At 56.0% G+C, this 17,022-nt stretch carries 10 protein-coding genes; 5 read left to right on the top strand and 5 right to left on the bottom strand.

Going from position 1 to position 17,022, the window contains the following annotated elements:
* The coding region (locus tag Q363_RS43075; RefSeq protein WP_211256326.1) for a hypothetical protein at positions 1-199 on the top strand (199 nt) is incomplete at its 5' end.
* Positions 200-635: 436 nt separating this feature from the next.
* On the opposite strand, the gene Q363_RS24190 is transcribed toward Q363_RS43075, so the two are convergent.
* Positions 636-1,646, bottom strand: a complete 1,011-nt coding sequence (locus Q363_RS24190; RefSeq protein ID WP_035355885.1) for a YncE family protein — start codon at positions 1,644-1,646, stop codon at positions 636-638.
* A gap of 233 nt (positions 1,647-1,879) precedes the next feature.
* Positions 1,880-4,723, bottom strand: coding sequence for a TonB-dependent receptor (locus tag Q363_RS24185; protein WP_035355884.1), 2,844 nt, complete (start codon positions 4,721-4,723; stop codon positions 1,880-1,882).
* 1,350 nt (positions 4,724-6,073) lie between these two features.
* On the opposite strand from Q363_RS24185, the gene Q363_RS24175 reads away from it, so the two are divergent.
* From Q363_RS24175 to Q363_RS38980, 4 genes are all read left to right on the top strand, one after another.
* Complete coding sequence (locus Q363_RS24175; RefSeq protein WP_035355879.1) at positions 6,074-8,956, top strand: TonB-dependent receptor; 2,883 nt, start codon at positions 6,074-6,076, stop codon at positions 8,954-8,956.
* A gap of 8 nt (positions 8,957-8,964) precedes the next feature.
* On the top strand, positions 8,965-10,293 hold the full coding sequence (locus Q363_RS24170) for a hypothetical protein (protein ID WP_157467456.1): 1,329 nt from the start codon (positions 8,965-8,967) through the stop codon (positions 10,291-10,293).
* A gap of 371 nt (positions 10,294-10,664) precedes the next feature.
* A complete protein-coding gene (locus tag Q363_RS24165; protein ID WP_157467454.1) occupies positions 10,665-11,267 on the top strand; it encodes a hypothetical protein in 603 nt (200 codons plus the stop codon).
* A gap of 365 nt (positions 11,268-11,632) precedes the next feature.
* Positions 11,633-12,058, top strand: a complete 426-nt coding sequence (locus tag Q363_RS38980) for an SOS response-associated peptidase family protein (protein ID WP_084080713.1) — start codon at positions 11,633-11,635, stop codon at positions 12,056-12,058.
* Here Q363_RS38980 and Q363_RS24160 read toward each other — a convergent pair.
* From Q363_RS24160 to Q363_RS24150, 3 genes are all read right to left on the bottom strand, one after another.
* Complete coding sequence (locus Q363_RS24160; RefSeq protein WP_035355869.1) at positions 11,990-14,635, bottom strand: ABC transporter permease; 2,646 nt, start codon at positions 14,633-14,635, stop codon at positions 11,990-11,992. The genes Q363_RS38980 and Q363_RS24160 overlap by 69 nt on opposite strands.
* The gene (locus Q363_RS24155) at positions 14,632-14,997 is read right to left on the bottom strand and encodes a PadR family transcriptional regulator (protein WP_035355866.1); all 366 of its coding nucleotides are present in this window, start codon (positions 14,995-14,997) and stop codon (positions 14,632-14,634) included. Before Q363_RS24155 ends, Q363_RS24160 begins: the two co-directional genes overlap by 4 nt.
* 585 nt (positions 14,998-15,582) lie before the next feature.
* Positions 15,583-16,419 (bottom strand): 5'-3' exonuclease, encoded by an 837-nt coding sequence (locus Q363_RS24150; protein ID WP_281176069.1) that lies wholly within the window; start codon positions 16,417-16,419, stop codon positions 15,583-15,585.
* Positions 16,420-17,022: the final 603 nt, after the last annotated feature.

The raw sequence follows: 17,022 nt of genomic DNA, 5'->3' as shown, positions 1-17,022 counted from the left end.
CGCGGGTGCTGGGGCTTTCGCGAGACTAGCAGCACCCAGGTTGCTCACCGCCGGTTTCTTCAACCTCATTGCGGGCCTTGCAGTCTTGCGCTGCGAGACCTCGTGCTCATCGATCTGGCGCGCAGGCGCAGAGGGCTTTGGTCTTTCGGCGGTCCTGAGCGTCTTTGAGCGGGCCGGAGGATTCGGTGCTCTTTTCTGAGTTCCCTTCGGGGAAGTGTCAAGTGTGGTTAGAAGTAGCCGAACCTTTTTAAGACGTTCGAGATCAGCATCAATCAGAGCGAGGATATGAACATACTGCATGGATCCCCAGTTTACCGCGCCGTGCTTAGACAAGCTCCTCGTTGGGGTTCGTCATCATTCTCAGGAAAGCTCGAAATGTATCAACCAGGACAGAAGATCTTCGCGAGCGAAACCCCAGGAATAAACACTGTCTCTTTGGTCATCAAAGCTCGCTTTCCCCCGTTCGACAGACTCTGCTTGGCTCTCAGACCCAACCTACATAGCAGCTCACGTTGGGATAGGCACCTTCTTATCACCGCAATATTACGAGTCCGGAAGGCGTTTCAACCCGCATTCACAACTCTTAGGCCTCCTCCGCGCTAGCATGATTCCTTCGTGCAGCAGCGATCGCTTCCCTACTGTCCGACAACCAAAACACAAAAGGAGCCTTCCCGAATCGTTTTCGTCGGTTTCGCGCCAGCTTCTACTGCAGGAGTTGTAGTTACTGACGCAGCGGAAAGAAATACTTGGCCTGTTTTTGTATCAAAGGCCATCGTCTTCGCACTTGGCTGAGTCGTCACCGTCTCCAAGGGTTCGTATTCATTGGCCGAATGCTGCTGGATGACCGTGAGATTTCCTTCACCATTCGATACAAAGATGCGTCGAGCACTCGGATCGAATCCAGCTGCATCGGTCCCCGATCCGGTTGGAAAACTGGCGATCTGCTTCCCGCTGTCTGCGTCTATAATCGCGACCGTCTTGCTGTGACCTCCGACGAACAATCTTTTGTTCTTCACATCAACAGCTAGGCCGGTCGGCGCCTTTATATTCTCAAGAGGAAGGTGCCTTTTGACTTCAAGCGTCCTCGGATCGAATGCCGCAATCTCGTCTTTGTCTTCTAACGCGACGTAAACAAGTCCGTCTTTGCCCGTCACAGCACCTTCGCCATCGCCTCCGACTGTAACGGTTCCAACCACGTCGCCGGAGGAACCATCGATCGCCGTGATGTCATGTGACCCGTGGTTATTTGTAAATACACGGTTTGACGCTTCGTCATAGTAAATTCCGTCGGGGCCCCGTCCGACTTCAATCTTCTTGATGACGGCAAGCGTAGTCGTATCGAACATCGAAACTTTGTTCTCTTTGCCATTACTCGTAAAACCATGCTTTTGACGGCTCGCGATCGCGATTCCATGCACACCTGGCGTGTCTTCGATGGTTCCGACAGGGGCGCCTGTATCCGCATTCAGCACATTAACCCGGACACCGTGTGACACGTAGATTCGCCTTGCGCCGCTGTCTACTGTGATGTAGTCCCACCCTTCTGTGCCGACGATGGGATAGCGGGTCTTCACCTTATATTCGGCGGCGTGCAGTGGCACGCTCATGCAGGCCGCGACTGCGAGAATTGCTGAGATCGACTTCATATGTTTCCTTTCTGGAACGATTTCAGTTAAGGTTTCGCCCTGTCGGATAATCTCGGGGGTCTAATTTGGCGTAGGAGGCACCGTTGAGTTCGAGACCAATCTGATCGCATCATGCTTAGAACAGACTTAGAAAGCATTGCGTATTACAAAATTATTCCGCCTGCAATCTTATTCTTCGCCTTGACAGGCACTTGCAGACATTCTGGCAAGCAGCGTGTAATCTATTCCGCCGCTTATCTCTCCCGGCTCGGCGACCAGCGGAGCCCGCCTCCAAACGTCTGCTTGTAATACTCACGCTGGATCGGATAGATCGTGCTCCCGTTGTAGAAGCCGAAGACCTCGTTGTTGAGGTTCAACGCATACGCCACCGCCGTGAACCCCTTCGGCAGCCTGTACGTTCCCTGCAGATCCACCTGCAAGTGCGAGTACAGATACGTATCGCCGTTCGGCCCTTTGATGCCTCCCCCCGACGCCTTGTACCCCGTGTTCGATGTGGAATCGCCGCCGCTGTACACAATAGGTCCCGCATTGCCGTCGTTGTACTGGTAAGCGAAGATATTCGCCGCGTTGTAGCTCAGGCCCAGCCGTACCGACAGGTTCCGCTTGTCATACGTCGGGCTGATATTCCATGTGTGCGGCGCCTGCCGCAGCAGGCTCGGCTTGTCACTGCGCGAGACGCCGCTCTCCGAGCCATCCGGATTCAGCACATTCGGGAACGTCACCTGCGACGCCGTGTAACCGTAGTTCGCCGACAGTCCCAGTCCGTTCAGCATCCCCGGCAGATACGTGAAGTGCTGCTGGAAGGAGATCTCGAACCCGTACACATAGGCGCTTCCAGCATTCTGCGGCTGCGTCTGGATCGTCCCATCCGACAGAGTCGTATTGATCGGAACAATAGGATCGCTCAGCCGTTTGTAGAAGACGCCGGCCTGCAGCAGCCCGACCGGGTTGAGGCTCCGCTCATACAGCAGATCGACGTTGTCGGCATGCTCGGCCTTCAGATTGGGATTGCCGATGCTCGACGTCGTCCTGACTCCTCCCGGCGAGACCGTCGCGAACGAGACCAGGTCCGCAAAATCCGGGCGCGACAACCCCCTTCCATACACCAGCCGCACACCGCTCGAAGGCGAAATCGTGTACCGTACCGAGGCGCTGGGCAGCACATCCAGGTACGATCCGTTCTTCGCCACCGGCGGCGCATCTGGAACCGTGTTGCCGTTGTCGCTCACGCTCGTGTTCTCAAAGCGCAGGCCAGCCACGATGCGGAAACGGTTCAGGTCGATCGTGTTCATCACATACCCAGCCGAAACCTTCTCGATCAGATTGAAGTTGTTCGTCTGGATGTTCGGGTGCTTCGGATCAGGCCCAACCGCCGTGAACGCCTTCACCGTGTCGTAGTTCACCGTCGGACCGAACTGGTAGGTGTTGTTGTAGTAGCCCGGATCCGTGAAGCTGCCCAGGAACCTCGTCATCGACAGCGAAGGATCATTCGCTGTCGCAAGCGGAACCGTAGCGCTCTGGTCCTGGTTGGCGAACTTGTGCAGATTGCGGAAACGCCCGCCAAACTCAATCATTCCCGCATGGCCGCCGGCCGTATAGCTCGTCGTCAGCGCCGCTCCAAACCCGAGGTCGACCTCCGGGCTGTAGTAGTTGTTGACGCGCTCGCCTGCATAGAAATACTGCGTCGGGTCGAACATATTCACGCCCGCCGGCGCGACCAGCTTCGGGGTCAACGGATTCGTGTTATCCAGCCCAAACTGCACCGATCCGTTCAGAACCGAGTTGTCTCCCGGATTGAACTTCGCGTCCGAATACCCCTTGTCCCGCGTCCTTCCAACCGAGGTCTCCATATCCCACGACAGCAGCGAGCGCGAGATCAGGTGCCGGCCGCCCACTTGCAGGCTTCCCAGATCCTGAATCGGCCGGCGAATCTCCGCGCCGAATGCGACCGAGCCGGTCCCATCAGGCTGCCCCGCCTGCGTGAACGTAGTCGCCAGGTTGTAGTCCCAGCGATTTCCAAAGTTGTGAAACAGCGAGTAGAGCCCCTTCAGATAAATGTTCGACGTGTCGCTGAACCGGTAGTCCGCACCACCCGCAAAACCCGTTCTGTCGCGATAGTACTGGTAGTCCCTCATGTCATATCCGCCAAGCTGTACCGGCCCTGGCTCCACATCGTTGATGCCGCGGCCATTCCAGTCGTACGATCCGCCAAACAACAGCCCCAGCTTCTTTCCCTCCAGGAACCGCTTGCCCAGCGTCCCATCGAACTGGTACGCCGTCCTTCCTCCAATAATCGGCGTGTATCCGCCCGTCGACTCCAGCGCCACCGTCGGCCTGTCGCCCGCGCTCTTCGTCCGCAGATCCACCGACCCGCCGATGCCATCGCCCGGCATGTTCGCCTCGAGCGTCTTGTTGATCTGGACCGACTCCACCAGGTCCGCCGGAATGATATCCAGTTTCACCTGACGCACCGTCTCCGCCGAAGCAATATTCACGCCATCGATGGTGGTGTTTGTCAGGCGGGGCTCTGTGCCGCGCACCTGCACATACTTTCCCTCGCCCTCGTCGCGCTCCAGCGTCACGCTCGGCAGCCGTCCGATCGCATCGGCTACGTTCGCATTCGGCAGGCTTTTGATCACGTCCGAAGGCAGCACGTTGATGATGTTGTCCGCATGGAACGTCCGGTTGATCGCCTCGATCTCGCCGCCCTCGCGCCCGGCGTACACCTGCACATTCTCGCTGGTCGAAGCCACGCTCAGCGACGCATCGAGCCGCGTCGACTGGCCCGCCGCTACCGTCACCTTCTCTGTGAGCGTTGCGAACCCTGCGTAGGATATCTTCACCTCATAATCGCCTGCGTTCAGCGCATTCAACGTGAATTGTCCCTGCACGTTCGAAAGCGCCGAAGATCCGCCCGGATCGATTACGATTTGCGCTCCCTGTAGTGCCCGATCCTGCGCATCGGTCACTGTACCCGTTAATGCTCCCTTACCCGTCTGGGTCCATCCTGGCACCGCTACCGTTGAAAATAAACACACAGCCACCACGAACTGCTTCGCAAAGACCTTCAGAGACATCTGCTGCTCCCGTTGTTGTCTTTCTTTGAGATGAATGATGGGAAGGCGCTCCCGTCTTTCCCCGCACTTGCTTGATCGATAAGGAGCGCTCTAGAACTTTCGCAAGCCTAGGGACTCAGTTTTACAATCGGATCAAAATCCTGCGATAGTCCTGTAAACTCGTCTTCAGGCTGACTTAAGGTTCGATATAATTGGCGGCTGTTGGCTGCGTAGACGCTCTCCACCAATGCTCACAGGTGCCGCTAAGGCCGGCTGATACCAATTGCAGAGCGACTCGAGTTCACGATGTGCCTCCAGCACGCGTGGCCATGGAAGCGGGAGTTCACTCGATCTGGATCAGCGAAGCAACTACAGGAGCTTGGGCTATCTCCCACAGCGATCGCAAGTGCGAGCCCGTTACGCGCGGCTCGATCCGAACATCCCGCGACCGATTGCACATCGCGCGGTTGAGCAACAGGAAGCACTCACGTTGATCCGTGCCCGAGACCTCCTGGTCCGACTGCGTAGAGCGGCCTTGAACGCAGTTCGTGGACTGACAAAGTCTTGCGGCTATCGTATGCCTGCATCCTCCACACGGTGCTTCGCTCACCGCAGCCTGGCGGTCATGCCGCTAGGCCTTGCACAGGCGCTTGGACCGGTGCTAGATCTTAGCGCGAAGCCTTGGTTTCTACTGCGAAATCCGACATCGCTGGGCTCACGTCGTGGTAAGAGGATGCCACAACCCGCACACCGAGTCGCGGCTCTCGCTCGGCTAAACGACTGGAGGGCCGAATGAGTGCAAACCATTATTAAGGGGTCACCACACCAAACGTCAGAAATAGTACGCTAAGCATGACAGGCAAAACGTTGTGTCGGGTCGATTTGTTCCGACTGAAAGCTAATGGGAATCCTGATGGTTTGCAGAACATATGCGGTATGACTAAGCTGTTAAACAGCAGATGTCGGGCCGTCTATTCCAAATCGTAGTGGCCATCATCTTGGCAGCGGCTACCTTGACGCCGTTGCTTGAGACCTTTGACCGCTGGGACAACAAGAACCTCGGACCGGATTCGGACACAGAGATCCATGTCACCGCCTGGTTCGTTGGATTGGGCGTGGCTCTAGTGGTTGCTCGCGCGCTTCGTTACGTCCCAACGCTGGCAAAAATTGGCAGACAGGTCCGCTCATCTGAGATCCGCACGGCATTTGTTTCCTGGGAACGCCCTCGCTTTGAACCAGACGTGAGCCCGCCTCCCCTAATTCCTCTCCGCATTTGATTCTCTTCTTTTGAGTTGCCGGATTTGGCGGCGGCAGCAGGTCTAAGTGTGCCTCCGTCCGACTGTTTCCTGCACTTACAAGAAGAGGCGTTTCGTGTTCAAAGGCCAAAGTGTCCTTGCTGCCTTGATGCAGCTTGCAATCGTCTTGTTTCTTTCCACTCCATTGATCGCGCAGAGTTCGCGCGTCACCGGCGAATTCACCGGGACGATTTCCGATAACACCGGTGCTGTTGTGCCGCAGGCTGCCGTCACCGCCACAGATGCAGCCACGAATCAACAGCGGACCGCGGTCTCGGACGATGCAGGCCGCTTTACCTTTCATGGCCTGCGCGATGGAATCTACAGTGTCCGTGTACACAGGGAGGGATTCGCTGACACGGTCCACCCGGCAGTGACAGTCACGGTCGGGGGCGTTGCCCAACTCGATGTCATCCTCAAGCCAGCATCCTCCACACAGGAAGTCACCGTAAATGCGGACGCGTCGATTCTCGAGTCAAAGAGGACCTCGACAGCAACAGTGATCGACAAGGAGCGCATCGAAGAATCGCCCGTCCAGGGCCGGAACTTCCTCAACTTCATTCTTCTGGCCCCTGGGGTCTCTGCGTCCAATGCAGCTTCGTCTCAGAACACGCCCTCTCTTTCCGGCAGCGGTTTCAGCTTTGGCGGCCTGCGACCACGCAGCAATGCGATCTTCATTGATGGCGCAAGCAACAACGACGAGTTCACCGGCAGCAATCGCACGGAGATTTCGCTCGAGGATGTACAAGAGTTCCAGGTCGTCAACCACGGTTTTGTTGCCGAGTCCGGTGGAGCTGCAGGAGGTTCGATTGCTGTCGTCACTCGTGCCGGTGCCAACACCATCCATGGCGACGCCTTCATCTTCGTTCAAAATGGCGCCACAGACGCCAAACCGCAACTCCAGGCTCCTCAGGCAAAGCCCGACCTGAATCGCGAACGCGTCGGTCTTTCAGTAGGCGGTCCGATCCGCAAAGACCGGACCTTCTACCACAGTTCCTTCGAGCAGGAACATGCTCGAGGTGAGGATGCTCCCGATCTGAGTGATTCGACGGTTGCCGTAGTGAATACGGCGTTAGCTAACCAGGGCCCCAAGCGTGGATTTCAGATCGCAAACGGATTCTTCCCCACAGGGCGCGAGGAGACCGAGTTTTCACAACGCTTCGATCAGCAGATCAATTCCAAAAACTCCCTGATGTTGCGCTACGCCTTCATGAACAACCGTGAAATCAACGGAGCGTTCAACACAGCGGATTTGGTGGATTCCAGTTCGCGGGGCAGCAGCTTCACCTCGGACAATGCGCTGATTGGCGGACTGTCCAGTGTGCTCAATGCACGATCCGTGAATCACTTCCGTTTCCAGATCGCAGCACGCAGGGCAACGCTGCGGACAGGAGATTCATCTGGACCGGGCATCGAAGTGCCCGGAGTGGTTAAGTTGGGCAGGCCGTTTGATGGTAACGGAACACGCCATGAGAACCACTATGAAGGAAGTGACGATTACTCAATCGAGCGCGGCAATCATCTGTTCAAGACTGGGGCTTCGATCAATCGAATTCATGAACGCGCTGCAATTGGAGACGGCTTTGGCGGGCTGTATGTTTTCTCTTCCCTGCAAAAGCTAGCTGCTGGAGCACCGGATTACTTCGAGCAGGCCTTCGGGAACCAGGATACAAACTTTCCTGTGACACGATACGCGGCATTTGCGCAGGACCACTGGTCTCCAAGTCCACGCCTGACAGTGGACTACGGATTGCGCTACGATTTCACACACCTCCCCGCCGCATTTAATCAAGACACCAATAACCTGAGTCCCCGTATCGCCATCGCTTTTCGTCCGGCAAACAACTGGGTTATGCGTTCCGGGTTCGGCAAATTCTACGACCGCTATCCTCTTGCAACAATCAACGATGTTCTACTAAAGAATGGCACACAGGCACTTGCTCAGGTTGTCGAAGGACAGCGTGCTCAATCTCTCTATCAAACAGGGTTGCGCTTCACAGAACCTGTTGATGGAGTAGAACCATCCATCAACACAGCTCAACCCAATCTGGCGAATAGCTATAGCGAGGTTGCGAATCTCAGCTTGGAGCGCTCTCTTGCCGAGAATCTAAGCGTAAGCGCGGCCTACAGCTTTGTGCGCGGGATCAAGCTGACCCGAACAGTGAATGTGAATCTGTCGCCACCGACGGTCTTGACCGCGTCCAACGCCCCGAGTTTGGGAGTGGCTGCCCCGACGCCTCAACAGCTAGGCCGGCCTGTCTTTGGTCCAGACCGCATCGATTCGCGCTTTGATCGAGTCAATCAGTCACAAAGCACGGCGAATTCAACCTATCACGGGCTTACATTCGCGCTGAATCGCCGTATGGCCCAGGAGTTTGAATTGTTGGCGAGCTATACCTACTCGAAGACTCTCGACAACGCCTCAGACTTCAATGAGCAACCACAGAACCCCTATCGGCTGACAGCGGAACGAGCCGTATCGCTCAACGATCAGCGCCACCGGTTCGTGATGAGCGCGCTTTGGGATATCCCCATAGGCGATGCTGACGATGCGGGCGCAGCCGGTCCCAGCACAACCCCATTCATCCGCGCCTTCTCCAACATTGAAGTTGCTCCGATCTTGAGCATTGATAGCGGGCGACCGGCGAACCCGTTGACGGGACTTGACTCGAATCTCTCGCATGTCTATCCGTTCACGGCGCGCCCACTGGCTCTCGGGCGCAACAGCTTGAGGACCCCTGCAAATGTCGATCTCGACCTGCGCGTTCTCAAAGCCATCGGCATAGGGCGCGGCAAGCTCGATATCGTCGCCGAGTCGTTCAATCTGCTCAACCACACCAATGTGACCCAACTGAATACGTTCTTCGGGAATGGAATTTCTCCAGTCCCGAGTTTCTCGACTCCAACCGAGACTGCCGTTCCAAGACAGATTCAGTTCTCGCTTGACTACGAATTCTGAGGATAGATATGAGCCAAAGCCGTTTGCTCCGCCTGCTGAAACAACGCCAGTATCAGCCCTTCAATCCGCGCACGACAGTCCTGTGCGCCCTTGTCGTAGGCGCATCCACAATGACCTTCGCTCAGGTGGCTACCATCCCTGCGGGGGTACCGTTGCGCGTACAGATCGACCATCGCTATCCGATGAAGACGGGTACGCATCTGGAAGGGCATCTGATCGCGCCCGTGTATCTTGTCGATCACCAGGTGATTCCGGTCAACACTCACGTCTCTGGCACGATCGCCGCAACACACTCTGTCAGCAAAGGCACCCGTACCGATGCGCTGCTGAACGGTGACTTCACTCCGTTAGCGACTCCAGAAGTGCAATTTGACCATCTGGTTTTGCCCAATGGCAACGTCACCGAGATCGCCACACACGCCGTACAGCGCGACGCGTCTGTGGTACGCATGCGGTCTCCAGGTAAGCGACCCTCAATCAAGGATCAAGTAACGGAACAGATCAAGCAGCGTAAGCAGGACACACTCGATACTGTGACCAAACCAGGCAAAGCAGACCGCGTGCGTAGATTCCTCTATGCGCAGCTTCCCTATCACCCGCAGGTCATTTGGTCGGGTACCCAGTACGATGCCGATCTGACACAGCCACTCTTCATCCCACAACAAGATGCTCCCATGCCCCTGCCTCTTCAACCGTTGGGAGATGAACCGCCCACAGGCATCATTGAGGCGCGGCTGACCCAAGATCTAGGCTCGGGGACCGTGAGGCAGGGTGCTTCGGTGAATGCCGTTCTGACCAGACCGCTGCTCGATCCCACGCAGAAAGAGATAGTGCTGCCAGAAGGCACGCACCTGACTGGCTCAGTACTCCAGGCAAAACCTGCGCGCTGGTTTGCTCGAAATGGCAAATTGCGTTTCGCCTTTCGCAGCATTGAGTTGCCGGCAGGGTTCGAGGAACAGACAACGGAGCACGCCGTGCATGGCCTAATGACCGCCGCCGAGGCCGCCCCAGGACAGGGCGTTTCCGTTGACTCGGAGGGTGGCGCAAAAGCTGGCTCAGATAAGAACAAGTATCTGGCGCCGCTGGCGCTGGGCGTACTGGCTGCGGCTTCAATGGACGGAGATGAGGCAAGCGACGTATTCAAGAATGGTGTGGTCAGCAACGGCTTTGGGTTGGTCGCTCGCGTCGTCACGATGGCCGCCTCGAACCGAGGCTTAGCCCAGGGCTTCGCGTACTTCGCACTAAGCAAATCCATTTACAAACGCTGGATCGCAAAGGGGCACGAGGTCACTTTCCCAAAGAACACACGGCTTGAGGTCGAGTTGGCTAAGCGCTGAAACTGCCCAGTCACCGTTGTAACTGATCACGCTACAAGCTCGTTTCTGATGCGCAGTCATAGACAGGGAGGTCCCATGGATATAACCCGTTTCTCGCCACTCAATGACAACGCTGTTCCTTTCGATTCTTCCGAATTTGACGCGGGCTATCTTGCACGCCTTTCCGGCGAACCCCAGTGCCTCGGGGCGACACCTGGCTGGCGAGCTGGCTGGGCCGATGCTGATGCGGGATGCTGTAGCTCGCAGGAGTCCCCATTTAAGCGCACTGCTTAGCCATGAGAACGACCCGGCGACAGGCGCGATTCGCTCGGATTCTCGCGTTCACCATGGTTCCAGTTGCGTTCATCGCATTACTGGTCGATATCAACCAAATGAGCGAGCGAACGACAGCAGAGCGCGAGGCCAAGGCCCTCGGTCTTCCTTGCATGGCTCTTTCAGACCCTACGGTCGGGGCCGACCCTCTCACGACAGAGCTAAATCTACTGGCTCAGGCCGATCCGCAAGCGGTTGTGTACTTCCGTAGTGCGGGCGTTACCGTGACACCACTGGATGGCGCGACCTCAAACCGATGTTTTGGAAGACTGAGCTCCAACAATCCTGTTGGGACCAAAACTATTTTCCTCAACACGGACCGACTCACTACACCCGAAGGCCGCGCAGTGGCTCTCTCGCATGAGTTGGTCCACGTCGAGCACGGCGATCCTACTTCATCGATGAGCCGTGATTCTTTTGTGAGGCATATCTGGCGAACTGAAGAAGGCGAAGCCCATCTCCACGGGCTCCAAACAGCGAGAAGACTTAACGCAACGCAGATGTATCCCGCCTGGGAGGACTACGTTGCGTGGATCTACTTGCTTCCCATTTCTTACGGGATCTTCGCACTGACCGCCGTTCTAATCATTCATGAGGTGCGCCGTGAGCATCAGCACAGGCAACAGCAGAGAGCTTTTACGAACGCGCAGATTCTAAACTAAAAGATGTTCTTTCAATGAGGCTTCACAGATGTGCGATTGGTCTAGCAGGTGCAAAACCCTCCAGCTCGTGAGGCTTGTGTATCGCCGTGCTGACAGCTCAAGCTCATCGAAATGTGAGGCACGGATGCATCGGGTCTATCCACTGCAATAGCTACAAGGATTTGTGGTGGGTTCAATATCTAGAGCCCGATCTCCGTACTTCGGTACGCACGAGGATCGACCGATACAGCGACTTCAACAGCGTAGAGGAGATTTTGAGCCGTGTGTATGTCGAACCCGAATAAAGGGCAAAGTTTGACGATGACCGATGGGGCATAAGAGCGCTGCTTCATTGATCTAACCGACGAACAGTACACTAGGCTCAAATGTGCGGACGCTATTACCGAAAGAGCGACAAACAGAAGATCGCCGAGTCATTCCACGTGAAGCACGTCGACGATTTCCCTCTGCCTCCGGCAGACTATAACGTCGCTCCATCGACCAATCAGCCCATCATTCGCAATAACCGCGACACAGGCGATCGAGAGCTCGTCTCCTTACGATGGGGACTCATCCCATTCTTGATACTGTTGGCGAATTCCTCCAAGACTTGCCGCCTCATTCTGCTCGGAAGGATCCCATTGGGTTTACACCCGCGAGCCCGCCGTGCAGGACGGTATGCCGCCAGCGGTTCGCCACCAATTCGCCCAACTTACACAGGCACTCAAGTTCGTTCGCGGCGACTACTTCGCGCGAAGTGCTTGCACTGGGTCGATGGTCGATGCGCGCTTCGCAGGGAAAAACGTAGCTAATAATCCAAACACCAGGAGCACACCTGTCACGAACACAAGGGTCCACGGATCGTTTTGACTCACGCCGTAGAGGAATCGATGCAGCAACCGGGTACCCCACATTGCCATCGCGAGCCCGGCAATAATGCCCAATGCAAGCAGCGCCAATGCCTGGCGCAAGATCATCTGGATCACACTGCTCCGATCCGCTCCCATCGCCATTCGGATTCCGATCTCTTGCGTCCGCTGAGTAACGGAATAGCTCAGCAGACCGTACAGGCCAATGATCGTGATCAACAATGCAAGGCCGCCGAAAGCACCAGTCACCCCTGCTGCCAACCGTTGGCCGTCTAGCGAATCCTGCACCGCCTGCGTCATCGTCGTGAAGTCCCCAACTGCAAGATTCGGGTTCACCTGTCGAATGCGATGGCGAAGTTCGGGAATCATCGCCCCCGGCGCAGTATGCGTTCGAACCGCAAGCTCCATGACTCTTCCAATCAAGGGAACATACAAGGAGTTCTCGGGCCGTAGCTGGGCCAGGCACACATAGAGTTCGGGCCGGCTGGGATCCTCCACGGAATCCTGATGTATGTCCTCAATAACTCCGACGACGGTCGCGGTGCTGGGAACACGGCCAAACTTTATCTGTTTTCCTAAAGCATTTCCGCCGCCAAGATAACGATTGACAAATGTTTGGTTGACGACGGTGACAGGTATTGTGCCTGCAGTATCTTGCGCCGTAAAGAAGCGCCCACTCCGCATTGGAACCCCCAGCGCATGCATCAAGTCGGGCGAGGCTGCCCGTACCACCGCATCGACGTTACCCTTCGTCCATTCTGTGGAATACACAATTGTCTGGAGTTCAACGGCGTGACCTATGGGCATTACGGTGGATAGAGCGGCTGTTTGCACACCCGGTAAGTGCTGCACACTGTTAATCAAAGGTTCCCACGCTGTTGAATTCAAATCCTGCCCCTTGTATGCGTAGCTCGGAACCGTAAGGCTAGTCAGCACAATATGGTCCGCCCGAAAACCCAGCCCCACATGTCGCAATGCATACATGGTTCGCATCATGAGACCAGCACCGACAAGAAGAGCGACTGACAGGGCAATTTCACCGACTAGGAGAAGCCTGCTTACGCTCTTCTGAGTACGGTCAGCGCTGCTGTTGCGTCCTCCATTCTTCAGCCCCTGTTCCAACGGTGAGCGCGCGGCAACGGTCGCGGGAAGGATCCCGAATACTAGTCCAGTCGTAAACGTGAAAGCGATCAGGATCGTCCATACGGCCCAGTTTAGGTGGATATTCTGGGACAAGGGCAATGTCTTTTGAAGCATGTGCCGGAACAGCTGCAGCATCAATTCGGCCAATGCAAGTCCAACCGCGGCGCCGGCACAACTAAGCGAGAGGCTCTCGGTCAGGAACTGGCACAGAATGCGCAGCCTTCCAGCCCCCAATGCGCCACGCACAGCGATTTCCGTACGTCGCTCAGCGATTCTAGCCATGAAAAGTCCGGCAACATTAAAGCAGGCAATCGACCAGACAAGCGCCACCGCAATCTCAAGAGCTGTCAACGCTGGTCGTACCCCCGAAACCAGAGAGTCACGCAAGTTCATGAGGCGGACGCGTGTCGCAACCATCTCTCCAGGCTTCGCTGACTGGGCGATATGCAACTGCGCGCTCAGTAATTGAGCTTCCACAACCGCCTTCGGCGAATCCTTCTTTACGCGGAGGATTGGGTCGTATCCTGCATAAGGGTCGTTCGCGCGTGCTAGTGTCTGGGGGCTGCGCTCAAGCGGCGTCCACACTTCTGGCCGATTGTCCCAAACTGGATATTCAAACTGGGCCGGCATTACGCCAATCACGCTATACGGAACTCCGCTAAGGTGCACCGTTTTTCCAACAACAGCAGGGTCAGTCGAGAACTCCTGACGCCACAGAGCATTGCTGATCAGAACCACATGGGCGTTGCTGTTCTCCTGCTCCGCAGGAAGAAAGCCGCGGCCCAGGATGGGCTGTGTCCTAAGCAGTGAGAACAGATTCGGGCTCGTTTCCACTTTCGAGATCAAAAGTGCACCGCTCGGCGCATCCAGGATTCCCAGGCCCTGGCTCGTGAAGGCTATCTCGGCGGTTTCGTGGGTTGATGCGCGCCATTGCTGAATCTCGTCGTACGATGTGCTGATGTTCTCATCATCTTTTGCGTCGAATTGGACAGGTTGGTAGAGTTGCTGCTCTTCCGGAAATGGAAGCGGCTGTAGTAACACTCCATAGCTGATCGTAAACATTGCGACCGGGGCGCCAATCCCGAGGCCCAACGTGCCTACGACCGTCGCCGCGAACATCGGCGAGCGCCGGATTTGTCGCAGTGCGTAGTGGAAATCCTGTGCCAGTTGTTCCAAGCTAGTCCATCCCCATGTCTCGCACGTTACGTCCTTTATCAAGGGCACGTTCCCGAACTCACGAATCGCGGCTTGGCGCGCCTCCTCCTCCGTCTCGCCCCGGTCCACACGTTCTGCGATCGCCATCCGCACATGACCATCGATCTCTTCCTGCAGTTCGCCGCGGCGCCGCCCAAAACCGAAACTCGAGAACCAACTCATGTCTCACTTTCCTCCGGTCTGCCATGCATGATTGAACCAATTGCGTCCACGATCCGTTCCCATTTGCTCAGATCGGAAGCCAATTGCTTCTTTCCGTTGGCCGTGATCCGGTAGTATCGGGCTCTTTGCTTGCTCTCCGACTGTTTCCATTCGGATCGCACCCAGCCTTGGCGCTCCAATCGGTGAAGAGCTGGGTATAGCGACCCCGTTTCCACCTGAAGGACTTCCCCGGAACGCAAACGCAAAGCCTGGACAATGCCATACCCGTGCTGTGGCCCCCATTGCAGGGTCTGAAGGACAAGCATGTCCAGTGTGCCCTGCAGCAGCTCAATCCGGTTCCTATATTGGTTCTTCTCGCTCATAGATGTAGACACTCTACTCGCACTGGATGTAGATTGTCTACGTCCGCGCTCTGGCGGTGCTCCGCATCGTAATGTATGCTTCAGCCACAACTGAGGCACTCTTCGGTTTGAGGCTCTCTGAGGTGTGGTACTGCTCAAGCCACAGCGATTGGACTCCATGGTTTGCAAACGTCGCTTGGGATTGGACCGCGATCCTGTTTGATCGGCGAGTTCGCGCGCTTTCCATCCTCGCAGTCACAGATTCTGACTGAATCTGCAACCAAAGTGCCTGCGTCTGGTTAGCGGCAACTTCGAGCTGTTGGCTGCCCTTCGAGGGCGGACTTGCCGCTAACCCCGTTTTTATGCTGCTTCGATTGGCCATCCTATGAAAGCGGCGATCAGATTTGTGAAGAACTCGGCCTTCTGACCGTATGACCGGCAAACCGGAAGTAATCCCGTTGTGCCCGAAAGGTTGGCTTTTCGGCAACTTCGGCTGCAGTTCCGATAGTGTGCCTTATGTACAGTGGGATTCGTTCAATCCTCCGGATGTCACTTCTTGATGGGCCGTCATTAATAGACGGGCACTTAACTGCGACTGCGTAAAGTTTATCTTTTCGATTTCACGGAAGCGTCGAGGCGGGCAGCCAAAGCAGGAAAGTCCGCTGATGCGCCGGTCCATTTCAATTCTTCAACCGACGCGAAGAGAGGAATATCCGTTCGCAATGTGGCCAATTCGCGGAACAGAAATGCCAACTTCCGGTTCTGTGAAAGAGTGTCTGCGAGCGACTTCGGACTCGCAAGGTTGAGTCCCCACTCACGCCAATCCGTCGGAATTTGTTCGAGACGGCCATAACGCGCAAGAACCGCACTGGCTGACTTAGCTCCCCACCCGCCCAATCCGGGATAACCGTCGGCCGCATCGCCTACCAGGGCCAGGTAATCCGGTATCGAGACCGGCGAAACCCCAAACTTCGCGATCACGCCGGCCTCGTCACGAACCAGGCGTTTCCGACGATCAAGCTGTACGATTCGGGTTCCTTGTACACATTGCGAGAGATCTTTATCGGGGGTGCAGATGAAGACCCGGTCCACCCCTGTATCCTTAGCGGCCAAAGATGCGGCCGCGGCCAGGGCATCGTCGGCTTCGAACTCCACCATGGGCCATACGACTATCCCCATTGCGCCGAGGGCCTTTTCCAGGAGGGGAAATTGAGCCAACAATTCGGGCTCAATTCCTGCTCCGGTCTTATATCCAGGCCACATTTGGTTACGAAAAGATTCTATGACGTGGTCTGTCGCGACTCCTATATGAGTGGCGCCCTCCTCAATCAATTTCAAGATCGACGTCAGCACCCCGCGTACGGCAGCAACCTCCAGTCCTTCACTATCGCGCACGGAAGGCAGGGCATAATAGTGACGAAATAACTCATAGGTTCCGTCAATGAGATGGATTTCCAGCAGTTTGCTCCTGCACTGAACTGGCCCCTAAACCTAAAATCGAACGACACATTAGATCATCAAAGGAAGACATCGGTCATCGCAATTTGACGATAAATGATAAATGGGAGTGTGGTCAGACGGTTTTATCAGTGCTCGCGGCCCTCTATCAATTTCGCATGAGATCAATCTATCAGCCAGTGAAGGCGGTAGTAGGAAATGATCGATGCGAATTCCGCGATTGTGTAGTTTGCGCTGAAGTCGGTTTTCGGAAAGTTCATCCTCGAAGTTGCCGAATGTATGGTCCGCCGTCTGAATGCAAGGGAAAAGTTTATGGATGAAGGAATGTCTGCGTCAATGTATCCGGCCTTTTGGTGGAGATCAGTCTCCTGGCCATGATGAGATATGCCGCGTACCTGTCCTCCAAAACCCCTCGGCTGTGGAAGAGCCTATTGAGCAATCAGGTTTCAGGTACGCCGTTTGACTGTTCTTTCATCTTTACTTATCCGGTGCAGACCTCGGTGGGAGAACTTGATCTTGATAGCTACGCTTAGCTAGGCAGCGACTGGCTCTTGAACTGCCCGATAGTCCTGGCCGCTTGACAGCACG

Source organism: Edaphobacter aggregans DSM 19364, assembly GCF_000745965.1.
GTDB classification, from domain to species: Bacteria; Acidobacteriota; Terriglobia; order Terriglobales; family Acidobacteriaceae; genus Edaphobacter; species Edaphobacter aggregans.
The sequence above is the reverse complement of the archived record's forward strand: the minus strand, read 5'-3'. Positions and strand labels throughout refer to the sequence as shown.

Excerpts from the sequence above, each read along its gene's own strand:
- Q363_RS24170 (WP_157467456.1), top strand. The coding sequence starts at position 8,965 with ATGAGCCAAAGCCGTTTGCTCCGCCTGCTGAAACAACGCCAGTATCAG.
- Q363_RS38980 (WP_084080713.1), top strand. The coding sequence starts at position 11,633 with ATGTGCGGACGCTATTACCGAAAGAGCGACAAACAGAAGATCGCCGAG.
- Q363_RS24155 (WP_035355866.1), bottom strand. The coding sequence starts at position 14,997 with ATGAGCGAGAAGAACCAATATAGGAACCGGATTGAGCTGCTGCAGGGC.
- Q363_RS24165 (WP_157467454.1), top strand. The coding sequence starts at position 10,665 with ATGAGCGAGCGAACGACAGCAGAGCGCGAGGCCAAGGCCCTCGGTCTT.
- Q363_RS24160 (WP_035355869.1), bottom strand. The coding sequence starts at position 14,635 with ATGAGTTGGTTCTCGAGTTTCGGTTTTGGGCGGCGCCGCGGCGAACTG.
- Q363_RS24185 (WP_035355884.1), bottom strand. The coding sequence starts at position 4,723 with ATGTCTCTGAAGGTCTTTGCGAAGCAGTTCGTGGTGGCTGTGTGTTTA.
- Q363_RS24190 (WP_035355885.1), bottom strand. The coding sequence starts at position 1,646 with ATGAAGTCGATCTCAGCAATTCTCGCAGTCGCGGCCTGCATGAGCGTG.